The sequence below is a fragment of the Enterococcus sp. CSURQ0835 genome (assembly GCF_902706605.1).
GTDB lineage: Bacteria > Bacillota > Bacilli > Lactobacillales > Enterococcaceae > Enterococcus_A.
The window spans coordinates 72,997-88,853 of sequence record NZ_CACSLH010000004.1 but is presented as its reverse complement, the minus strand read 5'-3'; the positions used below and the strand labels follow the sequence as shown (position 1 = coordinate 88,853).

At 42.1% G+C, this 15,857-nt stretch carries 13 protein-coding genes; 10 read left to right on the top strand and 3 right to left on the bottom strand.

Annotated elements, in window-relative coordinates; genetic code table 11:
- Nucleotides 1–64 precede the first annotated feature (64 nt).
- The 3 genes from GVJ38_RS03125 to GVJ38_RS03115 are packed head-to-tail and all read left to right on the top strand — an operon-like array spanning nt 65 to nt 2,173.
- Nucleotides 65–754 (top strand): hypothetical protein, encoded by a 690-nt coding sequence (locus tag GVJ38_RS03125; RefSeq protein WP_159721715.1) that lies wholly within the window; start codon nt 65–67, stop codon nt 752–754.
- A gap of 4 nt (nt 755–758) precedes the next feature.
- Complete coding sequence (locus tag GVJ38_RS03120) at nt 759–1,658, top strand: sce7725 family protein (protein WP_159721714.1); 900 nt, start codon at nt 759–761, stop codon at nt 1,656–1,658.
- Nucleotides 1,655–2,173 carry a GNAT family N-acetyltransferase gene (locus GVJ38_RS03115; protein WP_159721713.1) on the top strand — a complete coding sequence of 173 codons (519 nt, stop codon included), beginning with the start codon at nt 1,655–1,657 and terminating at the stop codon, nt 2,171–2,173. Before GVJ38_RS03120 ends, GVJ38_RS03115 begins: the two co-directional genes overlap by 4 nt.
- On the opposite strand, the gene GVJ38_RS03110 is transcribed toward GVJ38_RS03115, so the two are convergent.
- Complete coding sequence (locus tag GVJ38_RS03110; RefSeq protein ID WP_159721712.1) at nt 2,149–2,715, bottom strand: guanylate kinase; 567 nt, start codon at nt 2,713–2,715, stop codon at nt 2,149–2,151. The genes GVJ38_RS03115 and GVJ38_RS03110 overlap by 25 nt on opposite strands.
- Nucleotides 2,716–2,775: 60 nt before the next feature.
- Here GVJ38_RS03110 and pbp4 point away from each other — a divergent pair, with 60 nt between their 5' ends.
- The 6 genes from pbp4 (at nt 2,776) to asnB (ending at nt 10,639) form a co-directional block, all read left to right on the top strand.
- Nucleotides 2,776–4,824 (top strand): penicillin-binding protein PBP4(5), encoded by a 2,049-nt coding sequence (gene pbp4 / locus GVJ38_RS03105; protein WP_159721711.1) that lies wholly within the window; start codon nt 2,776–2,778, stop codon nt 4,822–4,824.
- A 57-nt stretch (nt 4,825–4,881) separates the two neighbouring features.
- On the top strand, nt 4,882–5,064 hold the full coding sequence (locus GVJ38_RS03100; protein WP_159721710.1) for a hypothetical protein: 183 nt from the start codon (nt 4,882–4,884) through the stop codon (nt 5,062–5,064).
- A gap of 229 nt (nt 5,065–5,293) precedes the next feature.
- Nucleotides 5,294–6,361, top strand: coding sequence for a DUF1002 domain-containing protein (locus tag GVJ38_RS03095; RefSeq protein ID WP_159721709.1), 1,068 nt, complete (start codon nt 5,294–5,296; stop codon nt 6,359–6,361).
- Between the two features lie 121 nt (nt 6,362–6,482).
- The gene (locus GVJ38_RS03090) at nt 6,483–7,337 is read left to right on the top strand and encodes a hypothetical protein (protein WP_159721708.1); all 855 of its coding nucleotides are present in this window, start codon (nt 6,483–6,485) and stop codon (nt 7,335–7,337) included.
- The gene (locus tag GVJ38_RS03085; RefSeq protein ID WP_159721707.1) at nt 7,338–8,426 is read left to right on the top strand and encodes a hypothetical protein; all 1,089 of its coding nucleotides are present in this window, start codon (nt 7,338–7,340) and stop codon (nt 8,424–8,426) included.
- Nucleotides 8,427–8,731: 305 nt separating this feature from the next.
- Nucleotides 8,732–10,639 carry an asparagine synthase (glutamine-hydrolyzing) gene (gene asnB / locus GVJ38_RS03080; RefSeq protein ID WP_159721706.1) on the top strand — a complete coding sequence of 636 codons (1,908 nt, stop codon included), beginning with the start codon at nt 8,732–8,734 and terminating at the stop codon, nt 10,637–10,639.
- A 54-nt stretch (nt 10,640–10,693) separates the two neighbouring features.
- Here the strand turns inward: asnB and GVJ38_RS03075 are convergent, their stop codons facing one another.
- Nucleotides 10,694–11,887, bottom strand: a complete 1,194-nt coding sequence (locus GVJ38_RS03075; protein ID WP_235032793.1) for an MFS transporter — start codon at nt 11,885–11,887, stop codon at nt 10,694–10,696.
- 179 nt (nt 11,888–12,066) lie between these two features.
- On the opposite strand from GVJ38_RS03075, the gene GVJ38_RS03070 reads away from it, so the two are divergent.
- Nucleotides 12,067–14,313: an ATP-binding cassette domain-containing protein gene (locus GVJ38_RS03070; protein WP_159721704.1), complete on the top strand. Its 2,247-nt coding sequence runs from the start codon at nt 12,067–12,069 to the stop codon at nt 14,311–14,313.
- 894 nt (nt 14,314–15,207) lie between these two features.
- Here GVJ38_RS03070 and GVJ38_RS03065 read toward each other — a convergent pair.
- Entirely contained in the window at nt 15,208–15,831 is a 624-nt protein-coding gene (locus tag GVJ38_RS03065) for an NAD(P)H-binding protein (protein ID WP_159721703.1), read from the bottom strand.
- Nucleotides 15,832–15,857 lie beyond the last annotated feature (26 nt).

Below are 15,857 nucleotides of genomic sequence, written 5' to 3'. Positions count from 1 at the left end.
TCTGTTTTTTTTCGTTCACTTATGCTACAGTAAGCGAAAATACGTTCGCATTAAGGTGAGTAGATTGAAAACAGCATTAACAAAAGAAATGGAAAAAGCACTTTATTATTATTGTTTGGAACTGGGCGCGATGGTCGTCGAAGAAGTGGCACTGCCAAAAGAGGCGGGGATCGTGGACACTCTTGCTTGTTTTTCACGGCAAGGTCAACGTGAGTGGCGCTGTTATGAATTAAAGATCTCAAAAAATGATTTTTATTCCAGTGCTAAGTTGTCGTTTGTCGGACACTATAATTATTTCGTGTTGACAGCAGAACTTTATGAAAAGGTCAAAGCTGATATTCCAACCGAGATCGGAGTCTTAGTCTATCGGCCTTACGGGGAACACGACGAATTGCTGCCGGCTGCGGGGACTTTTTTGATTGAGAAACGCCCTCAAAAACAATCGTTGCAACTGGAGGAAGCTGAAATTTTAGAACGCTTCAACGCCACCCTTTTTCGTGAAGTTCGAAAAGCTAAGCAAATGGCATATGGTCCCAGTTTCTTTTCGACTGAGCAGCTCTACAAAGAATTAAAACGCCGCAGTGAGTTAAAAGATGGTTTGAGCGAGGAGCATTATTACGATCGTTTTATTGACGATATCACGGAACAAAAAATCGCGAGCCTTGAAGAAGAGTTGCACGCTTTACAGCAAGACTATCAATTTTTAAAAACTAAAACGGCGTTCAAACGGCGCCCGACCGAACCGTTGGAGTGATGAGATGTATTATCCTTATTTACGTGGTAAACAATTTGATTTATTAGCGCTTCAAACGTTGGTGAAGGCTCAGCGGTGGAGCAAAAAAATCCAGCCGATCATTGAACCGGTCCGCGATTCAGCTACTTTGAAAAATGTGATCCAACTATTTGACCAGCAAGCGTGTCCGCTATTTGTCATCCAAAATCCACAAGTGGGGACGTATAAATTATTAGCCGAAAAAAAATACCATTGGCATGTGGAGCGCAGTGTCCGATCTGCGGCAATCGTCACGAGAGATACTCCGCTAGCTGAGTTATATGTTTTCACCGCTCGCTCGCCGCGGCAATTGGCGCAACTACCGATGCAACTAGCTGAAAAACTTGTCGTGATTCCCGATCAAGGTCGCTTTCGCATCTTACCATTTCCGCGCAAGATCGTTTTGCAGGAAAACTTTCAAGTACGCAAAAAAGTCGCCGATTATGCTCTCAAAGACGACGATTTTTACAGTGATGAATTTTTGTATTGGCAGACAGATGGTTTTGTCGGGTTTAGTGATTACACGATTGAAGGAAGCCGTTACGTTGATAAAGGAGGGCCAAGTCGCGCGATCGCCCTACACATTACTTATTTTGATGCGTATTTAAATCTACGTGTCAAACACTTCGTTTCTGACAGTAATGACGATGCGCGGGATCAAGCTGGAAAATTTTTTGAAGCATTGGCTAAGCTTGATGTATGGGTCCAAAAAAATCACGCGCAATTACTTTTGACTTTAGGTCTGGAAGAATTATTAGCCTATCAGCAAACCCAAAAATTTCCCGGGCTAGGTACGATCAAAAAATGGTCACTGGCTCATCATTTGGAACTGATCGGGAGTTATTTAGAAAATGGCGAACATTATTTGAAAGGATTGAACAGATGAATTTTCGACTTGCAACAGAAGCTGATTTATCAGAGATTTTAACGATCATCGCAGCGGCGAAACAATTTTTAAAACAACAAGGATCACCGCAATGGCAAAACGGACAAGGTCCAGATAAAGCCGTAATCCAAAAAGATATCGCGCGCCAAGAAAGTTACGTTCTTGAAAGTGCGGGTCAGCTAGTTGGTACGGCCGCGTTGATCAAAGGAAATGATCCAGTCTATCAAGCGATTACTGGAAAGTGGCTGCGCGACAGTCCAGATTACCTTTCGATCCATCACGTCGCGATCAGCCCTAGTGTCCGCGGGCAAGGAGTGGGCAGCAAATTACTGACGGTATGTCTTACCGAAGCGCAGCGCTTAGGCTATCCAGATATTCGGATCGATACGTATCCGGCTAATGAGATCATGCGGCATTTGATAAAAAAAGCTGGCTTTGCCGAATGCGGGATCGTTCAATTTCCTTTTCCAAACGGTGAGCGCGTCGCGTATCAGTTTTTAGGATTAGACGAATAAAGGCCGCTTTTTAACTTGAATTGCTGAATGAGTTCCGGCAAACTTTTTTCACCGTCCAGTTCGATCAATTGAGGAAGTTTTCGCAGGCGAGGAAGTTCTAACTGATCTTTTTCATAGATGGCCAGTCGCCGTTTGATCTCTGCTTCATCGGCACGATTTTTTAAGCGCGTTGCGACCGTTTGTTTTGAAATATTGAGCCAGACAGGCACTAATTGGTCGCCGTATTGTGCAAATAAATTCCAAAAGCCTTGCGGTGTGATCGGATCGTAACAATCTCCTTTTTTTAAGGCTTTTTTTATCGTCGCTTTTGCGATACCATAGTAGTGCTGATCATAGCAATCATATTCCGCAAGTTTGCCAGCTTTGATCAAGTCTTCAAACTGCTCAGTGGAGATAAAATAATAATCGACTCCGTCTCGTTCGCCGGGTCGCATGTTGCGGGTCGTATTGGAAATGATTTTTTGGTCGGGCGTAAAGCAGCTCTCGGCTAAAGTCGTTTTCCCTGAGCCACTAGGTCCCATAAATAAATAACATTTTGGCATTAAACACACGTCCTTTGTTTTTAGTATATACGAATCAAAATATTTTTAAAGGAGAATCTCATGGAAAATCGATCAGGTAGAAATCACGGAAGCGACAAAGAAGCTCCTCGTTCAAACAAAAAATGGCTCGCACTTTTAGGCGGTGCAGTCGTGATTGCTGGCGGGGGCTTTTTCTTGTACCAGCACCAACAAACGGCAAAAGCCGAAGCCCAAGGTGAAAAAACCGTCAAAAAATTTATCCAGACTTTGGATGATGGAAAATATGATCAGCTCGCGCAGTATGTAACAGCTAGCTCGTTGAAAAAAAGCGGCTATACAAAGGACGCTGTCGGGCAAAAATATCAGACGATTTTTTCTGCTATCGGGGCTGATCACTTGCAGCCAAAAAATTTAACAGTCAAAAAAAGTGGGGATCATTATCAATTTACGTATGACCTAAGTATGACGACTGGCCTAGGTAAGTTAAAAGCGCAGCAATACACCGGAACATTGAGCAGTGATCGGAAAAAGATCAACTGGCAGCCGGATCTGATTTTTCCGGCGATGAAAGGCCAAGATAAGATCAGCTATCAAAACGACCTGGCGACACGCGGTGAGATCACGGACCGGAATGGTACAGCGATCGCAGCCAATGGCAATGTCTACCAAATCGGGATCGTACCGAAAAAATTGGGTAGCGGAACCGAAAAGACAGCGACGATTCAAAGTTTAGCTGAAAGTTTAGGCTTGACCGCCGATGACATCAACCAAGCGCTTGACCAAAGCTGGGTCCAAGAAGATCATTTCGTTCCGTTGAAAACGGTGACGAGTGTGCCGGAAAATTTACCAGAAAAAGCGGAGTATCAAACAAAAGTCGGCCGCGTCTATCCGTTAAAAGAAGCCGCCGCGCAATTAGTGGGCTACGTGGGGAATGTCACCGCCGACGACATCAAGAAAAATGATCAATTAGCTAGTGGCAGCAAAATCGGGCGGACCGGTTTAGAGCGGACGTATGATAAAAAATTACGGGGACGAGACGGCGGGAGTTTAGCGATTACTGACAGCCAAGGTAAACAAAAGCAAGTCTTGAAAAAGGTCGCGAAAAAAGACGGCCAAACGATCCAATTGACCATCGATAGCCACGCGCAGCAGCTCGCCTATGATTCGTTAAAAGGCAATCCTGGTTCCAGTGTCGTAATGGCGCCTAAAACGGGCGATCTGCTGGTCCTTGCCAGTTCCCCTAGTTATGATCCCAATAAAATGACTAATGGCATCACTCAAGCAGACTATGATGCATACAACAACGATGAAAATCAACCTTTCAGTTCTCGCTTTACTACGGGATACGCGCCAGGCTCGACGTTTAAAACCGTCACGGCTGCGATCGGTTTAGATGCTGGGACACTCGATCCGAATGAAAAATTAGCTATCACTGGCTTGAAGTGGCAAAAAGACGCATCTTGGGGTGGTTACCAAGTCACACGAGTCACTGAAAAAAATCCAGTCGATCTGAAAACCGCGCTCGTGAATTCTGATAATATTTACATGGCCCAAGAAACGTTGAAATTAGGGGAGCAAAAATTCCGCGCCGGTTTAAAAAAATTTATTTTTGGAGAAAAGCTGGCACTTCCACTAGCAATGGAACCTGCGCAGATCTCTAACCAAAAAAAATTCAATTCGGAGATCTTGTTAGCTGATACCGGCTACGGGCAAGGGCAGTTGTTGCTGAACCCGATCCAACAGATCACCACCTATTCCGTTTTTCCAAATCAAGGAACCCTAGTTTATCCGCGGTTGGTGAAAGGCGAAAAAACGAAAACTAAAGCCGACGTGATCAGTCAAAAATCTGCGGATGTGATCACTCAAGATATGGAAGCTGTTGTCAAAGAGGCAGATGGCACTGCCCACAGTTTGAATGATCTGAACATTCCGCTAGCGGCTAAGACCGGAACTGCCGAGATCAAAATGAAACAAGATGAAAAAGGCAAAGAAAATAGTTTCTTATATGCATTTGATACGGATAAGCATGCCTATTCAGTCCTAGAATTTTTGGAAAACAAACCTGAAGGCACTTCGGCGACTGATCTTTCCCGCGAACTTTTGACTTATTTAAATCAGAATTATCAATAATTCTACTTGTCGGTTTAAAAAAGTCTTGGTAAGATAGCCTACGAAGGATGGTGGCCCATGAATAAGCGTCAACGAAAAAAACATGCGTACAAAAAATATATCCGCGATATTTTTGAAGGGTATGAAAAAATGCTCGCTGATCCAGCGATCGACGAACTGCATTTCACTTACTTGAAAGAAACGACCTTTTTAGAACGTGATGCGCAGCGTAAGATCCATTTTACAACACGCGAAAAATAAGCAGGAAGGACTGGGACGCAGCTAGCTGTCCTAGTCCTTTTTTCGGAGTTTGCTTTTTTAGGATCACGCTGACTGCTTCACGCATTTTAGTATTTTTGGCAAAATCTTCCATCTTTAGTCGGGTTTTTTTGCTAGACTAATTGTGCTATCTTAAGGTATAACGGAAAGATCCAGACGAAAAGTTTCCGGATCGCCTTAAAGCAAACAAAAAATTTGGAGGGAATTTCCCATGAAAATACCGAAATATCTTTTGATCGCCAGTACTTTTTTAGCTCTGGCTACGACAACTGCTGGCCTAGCTCAAAGTGCTGCAGCTCAAGACACGAATCAATCAACTAGTAGTGATGTGATCAATGAACGTTGGGGCAAACCGACTTTCGTTGCGGGGGCTGGCTTGAATCAGCAGCAATTGACCGAAACGATGAGCGTTTTAGGGATCAATCAAAATAATGTTAAAACTGAAACTGCCACCGGGGCCGACCTAGTCAAATATCTTGGGTACGGCAGTGGAGATGACAGTGTGATGCTCAGTTCCGTCGTGGTGAATCGAGAAGACCAAGGGCAAGGGATCAACGTCAAGATCTTAACGCCGGAAAATATCACTCAGATCACCGCGGATCAATACAAAAATCCGTTAGTAACTGCTGGGATCAGTGATGCAACCGTCAAAGTAGCTAGTGTCGTGAAAGTGACTGGAGAAAGTGCGTTGACTGGAGTCTATAAAGCGTTTGAAGCAAACGGCGAGCAAGTTGATCCCAAACGTGCACAACTTGCGCAAACGGAATTAGATACCACTTCAGATGTTGCCCAATCCATCGTCAACAATGCTAATGGAGATAAACAAAACCAAGACTTATCGGCAGCTGACAAAGAAAAAGCGGATGAAGCCTATAAAAACCAATTGAACCAGACATTGGTCGACATCAAAAAAGAATTGGCTGACTTAAAAGAACAACAAGGCCAGTTAGCGACGAAAGCCGATGTTGAAAAAATCGTCAACGATGCGCTCGCTAAAAATAATTTAGATCATTACATCTCACAAGATGATATCAATAAACTCGTATCACTTGCCCAACAATATCAAAATACAAACGGCGTGTTAGATAAAGAATCGATCCAGCAGTTAGATAAGATCAGCGGAGATTTTAAAGATTCTGTCAATCAATTATCTGACCAGTTAGGGAAGTTCGGCGATTCATTGAAAGGCTCCGTGGAAAAGACTGTGAATGACAATCAAGGCTTTTTGTCGAACCTTTGGCAAACCATCAAAGATTTTTTCACGAATCTGTTTAATTAGACTAGAATTTCTTTTCAAATTCTGATTTCTATCCCGCCTTTTTCGAGAAAAAAATGGTACTATTAAGAAGAAGACGAGTCAGCATGAAAGCTTACTCGACTATGAAAAAGGAGGTTTTTTGATGGAGGCTTTGAATAACGAGAACACAGCTCCAAAAAAAGAACAATCATTTGATTCGGTAAAAGAATCCGCCTCTGGTATTTTAGGTGGTTTGAAAGATAAGATCCAGCGGCTGGAACAAGCCATGGAAGATGAAAACATGGGAGAAGTCTACCAAGTTTATTGGCAAGAGCTGCCAGCTTCCATCCAGCAGTCTACGAATGCCAATCACGAGATCGATAATTATTTGACGAGTAAGATCCACCGAGAATTGTTGAAGACTTTTCCGTTTATGATCTTACAAAAAAAATTATCACCCGTCTTGATGGATTATCGGTTAGGCGATTACTATCGTGACCGTAGCGTTTTTGAGATCGACGCGACTCGCCCTAAGATCACGGTGTTACCGGAAGTCCGCTCTCAGTGGCAAAAAGTCACGGCAGGCGATTACAAAAAGCAGATCGAACAAGTCGAAGAAAAAGAAAATAGTTTTGATGCTAAAAAATTGACGGCCCAAGCAGAAGTCAAAAAATTAGATGATCAAATCGAGCCCCTTATCGCTCACAAAACTGAACTAGAGCAGTCGAAAACGATGTTCAATCGGAAAAAAGTCGAAGATGAACTCGCCGAAATTGATGAACAGTTAGACGCGCTCCAAGAAGAACGCGCGCACTGGGAACCTTACTTGAGTCAAGCACCGGTCCCAAATGAAGCGCAGAAAAAAGAGTGGGAAGCGAAAAAACACGCGCTAGCTTTAGAGCAAGCCGTGGCGCTGAAAGAATTGCGGCTGATCGAAAAACGTTTTGGGAGTGTCGACAAAATGGATGCGGCGCTTAAACGATTCATTGCCGACTTTTTGAATAAGGGAGTGAATTAAATGGCAGAGGAAAGACATGGATTAAATAGCATTTACCATAGTTTAGTCGACACTAGCGACGTTGAAGTTGAAAAAGAGACGATCGAAGCGACTGGCCCGGAGGAAAAAACCACTTCTGAAGTAAAGATCCAAAAAAAGAAAGTGGTCCAGCCAGCAACTAAAAACGAAAAGCAAGCCACACCAGAGCCAAAACACCAAAAACCAATGAGTGAGACGGTGGTCACCTATTTTGATAATCGCGAAAAAAACTATCACGACTTACAACAATTGATCGACGAAGCTGAAAAAGAATTGGCCGATCTGAAATTTCGGAAAGTCTTGATGGAATCCGATTTTCCAACGTTATTAGATTACTTCAAGTCCATTTTCATCGAGCGAAAATTAACGATTTCAGCGATCGCGAAAAGTTCCTTGTTAGAGTATTTCACTTTTGAGCTCTTAAAACCGCTAGAAAGCAATGATCTGCGTTTATCCAATGATGAATTTGCTACGTGGCGCACGAAACATTTCTCATTGACTTATCGCTTAGTCAATCACAAAGAGATTTTATTTAGCTTGATGATGCCCACGCCAGAAGGCAAAGCGCGAAAAAATAAATTACCGCTACTACTCGTTCAACCAGAAACGATGCATGCTCAAATCAAAAACCAAGCAGTCTTTGATCTATTGACCGATTGCTACATCAAGCGCATTTATACGAGTGGACAAAATTCGATCTTCAGTCATCAAATGAATGAGGTCATGAATCATATGCAAACACTAGGCTTTACCTTTACCGATAATTTATTGGATAATACGAAGCCATTGCAATTGACTTATACGCTACCTCGGCAAGCAGATACTAAGACGATCGATGATATTTTTATCACGACGATGGACAATCAACGGTATGATTTCAAAAAACGCGCAGAGGATTTATTTGTAGTCGAATTAGGGAATGAACAAACCGTGACGATCAAACAAGATGATAAGAGTAGCACGACTACTTTGACGCTTGATACGAACCACGTCAACAAATCATTGATCGAGTTTTTCGGCGCGTATCCATTTTTAGTTCCGTTAGCCTTAGATAACAGCTTAGTGAACTGATCAAACGAAACTGAGACACCAAAAGTTTCGATCGCATTAAATAGAAAGAAACAAGGAGTTGGACAGCAGTCATGTCCGGCTCCTTGTTTCTTTGATTAAAAAGCGGTGGAATTGATTATGAGACTAGTTATAAAAAAACACGATTCAAGCTGTAAATGCTTCCTACGAAAAATATTAATAATTTCTTCATTTTATTTAGAAAACGCTAAGCAATTCGTGAAAGATAGCAACGCCTATGATATACTTTTAAAGTTGATACAACTAAAAATGTATCATGACCACGTTTTTGAAAGAGGGTAGACAGTGTGTGCGGAATAGTAGGGTTCGTAGATCGCTCTAGCGAGACACAAAAAGAACAAGTAATTGAAGATATGATGAATACGATCATTCACCGAGGACCGAACAGTTCCGGTAAATTTATCGATGAAGGTGTTGCACTTGGCTTTCGCCGTTTGAGTATCATCGATTTAGAAGGCGGCACGCAGCCGATTTATAACGAAGATAAAACGAAGATCATCACATTTAACGGTGAGATCTATAACTATCAAAGCATCCGGGAAGATCTGATCGCAAAAGGTCATATTTTCACGACACATGCTGATACAGAAGTTTTATTGCACGGTTATGAAGAATATGGCGTGGAATTATTACAAAAAATTCGCGGGATGTTTGCTTTTGTGATCTGGGATACCGTTAAACAAGAATTATTCGGTGCGCGGGATCATTTCGGGATCAAACCGTTATACTACGCTCAAATGAATGGGACCTTCATGTATGGTTCTGAAATCAAAAGTTTCTTGAAACATCCGAACTTCGTAAAAGAGTTGAATAAAGAAGCGTTGAAACCGTATATGACGTTCCAATATTCAGCTTTAGACGAGACATTTTTCAAAAATGTTTTCCGGATCAAAGAAGGGCATTACTTTACGTATAAAGATGGCAAACTTGATATTCGCCAATACTGGGATGTCAAAGAACGGGAAAGTCGTTTAAGTTTAGATGAAACCGTTGATTTGATCGATGACACCGTCGTAAAATCAATCGAAGCCCATCGGATCGCCGATGTTGAAGTCGGTTCATTCTTATCTTCTGGGGTCGATTCTAGTTATGTAACAGCCGTTTTACGCCCAGAGCATTCGTACTCTATCGGTTTTGGCGATAAGAGCTATAACGAATCAGTGGAAGCGAAAAAATTAGCGAACATGATTGAATTGAACAATGAATCTCGGATCGTGAGTGGCGATGAAGCCTTTGAATATTTCCCATTGATCCAATATCATTTGGATGAACCAGATTCAAATCCTTCTTGTGTCCCGCTTTATTTCTTAGCTGAACTTGCAAGTCGCGATGTGCGGGTTGCTTTGAGTGGGGAAGGTGCCGATGAATTATTTGCCGGCTACCAAGCTTACGGGATGAATACAAAATCAAAAGTCGTAAAAGTCGTTGCAGAAGGCTTGAAAAAATTACCGAAGAAGACGCGCTACACATTAGCAAAAGGTCTTAAAGGCAAGACGTTCCATGGTGCACTACATCTGTATACATCACTTGCACCAGCAGAAGACTTCTTTATCGGCCAAGCGAAAGTCTTTGAAGAAACTGAAGCGGCTGATTTATTAGCACCTGAATATCAAAATGCGCCGACAGTTAAAGAGATCGTGGATATGCAATACGATCGAATCGAAGACGATAATATGTCTGAGATCAAAAAAATGCAATATTTGGATATGCACCAATGGATGCCAAAAGATATTTTATTGAAAGCTGATAAATTATCGATGGCTAGTTCATTGGAAGTCCGGGTACCACTACTGGATAAAGAATTGATGAATGTCGCCGAACAAGTTCCAACGAAATATTTGATCAACTCAGAAAATACGAAGTACGCGTTCCGTCAAGCAGCTGCACGGCATTTACCAGAAGAATGGTATAACCGTGAAAAACTTGGCTTCCCAGTTCCGATCAAAGACTGGTTGCGAGAAGAAAAATATTACCAAATCGTCCGAAACGTCTTTGAACAAGATTTCGTGAGCGAGTTCTTTGATCAAGCGAAGATCTTAGCGATGCTAGATGGCAACTTCAAAGGTGAGAACGATGATCGTCGTAAGATTTGGACGATCTACACGTTCTTGACTTGGTACCAAGTCTACTTCATCAATGACGGTGAAAAACCAGTGCCAGAAAAAATTGAAGCTACAAAAGATGTCGTAGCGTAAATAAAAAAGAGTGAGACGCAGTTACTAACTGCGTCTCACTCTTTTTGTGTTGGCTTAATTCAAGTCATGCTCGGGGTGAAAAACTAAGAAATGACAGACATATGCGAGTAGCTGGAACAATAGACCGACGATCGTCACGCCGAACCAGCCGTGATGTTCCCACATCGTCGTGCCGATCAACGAACCAAATGATCCGCCAATAAAATACGTGAACATGAAGACCGTATTATTCCGATTGCTTGCTGTATCACTCAAAGCTTGGACTCGTGTTTGGTTAGCGACTTGTCCGAATTGATTCCCGATATCTAACAAGACGATCGCTAAGATCAACGCGGCTAAATGGCTGCCAAAGAAAAATAAAAGAATAAAACTAGCCGTCTGCATGCTCAGCCCCATCAACACGATATGCCGTTCAGAATAATCATCAGCTAAACGACCGACGATCGGTGCTGCCACTGCACCAGCCAAACCAAAGATCGCTAACAAGCCAGCTTCTTTTGTCCCCCAGCCGTACACTGGGCTACTGACATAAAAAATCAAAGTCGACCAAAAAATCGAGAAGGTCCCAAACATGAAAAAGCCATTGACTGCGGCTTCTCGCAGTTCACGTTGTCGCGCAACTAAGTGAGGGATACTTCGTAAAGTCTCTCGGTAGGAAAAACCGGGGCGATTGACTTGTAAACTATTTTTAGGCAGTTTCAGTTGTAAGAGCACGGTTAAACCAGCGATCACAACGAGCGCGATCAAATAAATCACTTTCCACGGTAAATAACTCGCGACGATCCCTGAAACAGTTCGAGAAAGCAAGATCCCGACTAATAGCCCGCTGAGGAGCGTTCCCATGATCTTTCCACGATGGGCAGGTCCAGCTAGTGCGGCGCCATATGGGATGATCACTTGAGGAACGATCGATAAGAGGCCAATCAATAAACAAGCTAGCGCGAATAAAATGAAGTTCGGGGCAAAAAAAGCGACTAGTAACGAAACTGAAGAAAGTGCGGACATCCGTACGATCAATTTACGCCGATCCATCACATCACCTAATGGGACTAAGAGCAATAAGCCTAGCGCATACCCTAATTGTGTCAGCATCGTCACGATCCCCACCGAACTAGTCGTGATATGAAATGTTTGCGCGATCTGGGTGCCGATTGGCTGGATATAATACATATTTGCAACGACGATCCCACACGTCAAGGCTAATAAAAAAGTCAAATGTTTAGTTAAAATAGGTTTTTGGTTTTCCAATTCCACACGTCCTTTGTCAAAAATTCCTTTACCATCATACAACAAGAACGGGAAAATGTAATGAAAGATACTCAGCGGCTGATTTGCATTCCTTTTTGCTTTCTTCTATGCTTAAAACAGGATCAAAAATGCCAACGACAGCTAGCATATTGGAAGCTAGAATAAAAGGGGGAGACATTATGACTGAATGGATCACAGTGAAACACGCGACCCAAAATAATTTAAAAGACGTGACCGTTAAGATCCCGAAAAAACAAATGACGATCGTCACCGGACTATCAGGCTCCGGAAAAAGTTCGCTGGTCTTTGATACATTAGCGGCAGAATCTCGCCGGGAGTTAAATGAAACGTTTCCGAGCTTCTTGCAACATTATTTACCAAAGTACGGCCGACCCGAAGTCGAACAGATCACGGATCTACCTGTTGCGATCGTCATTGATCAAAAAAAATTATCCGAAAATGCTCGTTCAACGGTAGGGACTTACACGGATGTCTACACTTTTTTGCGTCTGTTATTTTCACGAGTCGGCAAGCCCTTCATCGGGTATTCCGATACCTTTTCTTTTAATCATCCTGCCGGGAAATGCCCGACCTGTGATGGGTTAGGGGCGATCACGACGATCGACGTGCACAAATTGATCGACTTCAATAAATCTTTAAACGAAGATCCAATTGATTTTCCGACTTTCCATACCGGTTTTTGGCGCTGGAAACGTTACGCGAACAGCGGTTTGTTTGATCTTGACAAAAAAATCAAAGACTATTCAAAAGAAGAATTGGCTTTATTTTTGTCATCACCACGCATCAAATTAAAAAATCCCCCTCGTGATTGGCCTCATACGGCATTATATGAAGGTGTGATCCCGCGCATGGAACGCAGCATTATTCATAAAGACGAAGGGAAACGGCATCAAAAACAATTGGATCGTTTTGTCACACGCAAAGTCTGTCCTGATTGTCATGGTACGCGAGTCAATGAAAAAGTGCGTAGTTGCAAGATTCACGGGAAAAGTATCGCAGACTTAGTAACACTACCGCTGGACGAATTGTTAACTTTCTGTCAAACGATCCACGACGAGTTGGCAGTCGACATCAAACGCGAACTTAACAAACGATTGCAAGCGTTGATCACGATTGGGTTGAGCTATTTGACATTAGCACGTGGTACGGGAACTCTGTCAGGCGGTGAAGCACAACGCATCAAGATCGCAAAATATATCAATAGCGCGCTGACTGATCTATTGTACGTTTTGGATGAACCGAGTGCTGGATTACACCCTAAAGATATCGATCGCTTCAAAGCGGCTTTATTTGCTTTAAAAGCCCAAGGGAATACGGTCGTTTTAGTCGAGCACCATCCTCAGTTAATTGAAGCCGCAGACTACATCATTGACATCGGCCCTGGTTCCGGGGATGCAGGCGGAGCCGTTCAATTTGCTGGTCCTTATACTGAATTTTTAACGAGCCACACGATCACAAGCCAGCTGCTCCACCAAAAGATCCCCGTGAAGAAAAACGTCCGCCACGCAACGGAACAACTAAAACTAGTGGATGTTCAAATCAATAATTTAAAAAATATTTCAGTCGAAGTGCCGTTGGGTGTAATGACCGTCTTATGTGGCGTAGCGGGTTCTGGTAAAAGTTCTTTAGGCGAAGCGATCAGACAGCAAGCCATTGCAGAAGGGCGAGCACTGATCCATATCTCACAAAAAAGTATCGGAATCAACCTTCGTTCCACACCGTTGACCTATTTGGATATTTTCGGTAAGATCCGCAACTTGTTTGCGAAAGAAAACCACGTCAGTGCAGCGTATTTCAGTTATAATTCAAAAGGCGCCTGCCCGCATTGTCACGGAAAAGGTGTGATCGTTTCGGATATGTCGTTTATGGAAGATATCGTTACGCAATGCGAGGTGTGCCATGGACAGCGTTACGCAAAAGAAGTCTTGCAGTATCATTATCATGGTAAAACGATCGTGGACGTGCTCAATCTGACAGTGACAGAGTGCAATCGATTTTTTGCTGAAGAGGCATTTGCCAAACAACTACAAGCGTTAGTCGATGTCGGCTTGGGGTATTTACATTTGAACCAAGCCTTGACGACATTATCTGGCGGTGAGTTGCAGCGTTTAAAATTAGCCAGTCAACTGCATAAGACCGGTTCGATCTATTTGTTAGACGAGCCGACTGATGGGTTACATTTAGAAGATATTCAACAGCTGTTAAAATTATTTAACCGAATGGTCGATCATGGCAGTAGCTTGATTTTATTGGAGCATCACACGTCCGTTATCAAACAAGCCGATTGGTTGATCGAGCTCGGAGCTGAAGGCGGTACTAAAGGCGGGAAAATTTTATTTACTGGTACGCCGCAAGCACTACTTAAAAGTGATGATTCGATTACGAGACCGTATTTATTTAATTAGAGTCAAATGCAGCTGTTGTAAACCAAAACCGACTGAAAATTTTTCAGTCGGTTTTGGTTTACGTGTGATAGAGTTCAAAACTGTCTGAATTAATAAACGATCAAGAAACGACTTATATTTACGACTTATCATAAGGCTATAAGTTGATCAGACTTCAAAGAAATAAATTATTTAGGAGAGAAAACTATTGGAGAATATAAATAAGCATTTTAGAAAGCAACAAACTTTAGCTGATGTTTCATTGACCATAAAACGTAAAGAATTTGAGTTATTGCAATTTTTGAAGGTTTTGTCGCTCTACAAAAGGATGTCGCGTCGCACTAAGAGATCGAGGCTAGATTATTAAATGAAAACAAATTTTATGTAAGTTTACATAATATAGATTAAATAAAGTTATGTACTTGAATTTAATCGCTCGTTTGAGTGACTCTCCACAAAAATTTAATCCTCTTCTCGATTACGCTAATTTAACTCTAACTGATTTAAATTAGCGCTTTTTGTATTTTAAACACCTTTTCAAAATACAAAAAGCGCTTGAGCCAGTTAATTTATTCATTCCAGTAACAATTCATTAATAAAAGCATTTAGTCGTAGTTCAATTGATGTCTAAACTCAGCAACTTCTTGAGTCTAGGCTTTTACCTTCACGAGAACTTTTTATTTATCTCAGGAATTTTTTGGCGTTCGCTAGCTTTTTAATTATTTTTCCAGTCAAATTCTGATCAAAGTTCGACTAAATCTATTTTGCTGAACTTTACTGAATCAATTTAATTTATTTAGTGTCAACTTGAAATACTCGGCAAGTAAATAATTTTTCTTTTTAGAAAACGTTCGCAGAAATATTTTTGAGCAATTTGTAAAAAACCGTCCAGTGTTTACTAGACGGGTTCAGAGTTTAAATTTTTTGAATCGCTTCAGTGATCGGCGTTTGGCCGTCTCCCATCACGATAATTTTTTTCGTTGTGTTGCGCGCTTCTAAAATAGCAGCTAAAACAGCGGCGACATTTTCGATTGAGTTTTCGCTACGTTCTTCTACTTGAGTCGTGATCTTGCCACTACCAGGTGCTTCTAGCAACGTTCCAGGTTGTAAGATCGTATAATCGAGCTGAGTATTGTCTTGAAGCCAACGATCCGCAAAAAATTTTGCAATGTAATAATCTCGTAAGCTATCAGGCCATTTTGCTGGTTGAGTAGCAAAGAGCGAACTCAATTGGATATAGCGTTTGATCCCCCTTTGTTCAGCAGCTTGCATCAATTTGACGGCACCATATAAATCAGTTTGCAATAGATCTTTGCCACGTGAGCCAGCCACAAAATAAATTGCCTCAGCTTCTGCTAGATCTTCACTGATCGCAGTAACTTCCTTGTGCAAATCGAGGTGAACTGGCTGAACTTGCTGACTAGCAACAACATTTTCTTCATGACGTGCGGCAGCATAAATAAAATGATCCTTTGCCACTAATTCTTTGATCAGTTCTTGACCGACCCGACCGGTAGCTCCGGCCACAAAAATTTTCATAACACATCGCTCCTTCCCCTCCATGC

Coding starts and splice junctions, on each gene's coding strand:
- GVJ38_RS03120 (WP_159721714.1), top strand. CDS start 759: ATGTATTATCCTTATTTACGTGGTAAACAATTTGATTTATTAGCGCTT.
- GVJ38_RS03115 (WP_159721713.1), top strand. CDS start 1,655: ATGAATTTTCGACTTGCAACAGAAGCTGATTTATCAGAGATTTTAACG.
- GVJ38_RS03110 (WP_159721712.1), bottom strand. CDS start 2,715: ATGCCAAAATGTTATTTATTTATGGGACCTAGTGGCTCAGGGAAAACG.
- pbp4 (WP_159721711.1), top strand. CDS start 2,776: ATGGAAAATCGATCAGGTAGAAATCACGGAAGCGACAAAGAAGCTCCT.
- GVJ38_RS03100 (WP_159721710.1), top strand. CDS start 4,882: ATGAATAAGCGTCAACGAAAAAAACATGCGTACAAAAAATATATCCGC.
- GVJ38_RS03095 (WP_159721709.1), top strand. CDS start 5,294: ATGAAAATACCGAAATATCTTTTGATCGCCAGTACTTTTTTAGCTCTG.
- GVJ38_RS03090 (WP_159721708.1), top strand. CDS start 6,483: ATGGAGGCTTTGAATAACGAGAACACAGCTCCAAAAAAAGAACAATCA.
- GVJ38_RS03085 (WP_159721707.1), top strand. CDS start 7,338: ATGGCAGAGGAAAGACATGGATTAAATAGCATTTACCATAGTTTAGTC.
- GVJ38_RS03070 (WP_159721704.1), top strand. CDS start 12,067: ATGACTGAATGGATCACAGTGAAACACGCGACCCAAAATAATTTAAAA.
- GVJ38_RS03065 (WP_159721703.1), bottom strand. CDS start 15,831: ATGAAAATTTTTGTGGCCGGAGCTACCGGTCGGGTCGGTCAAGAACTG.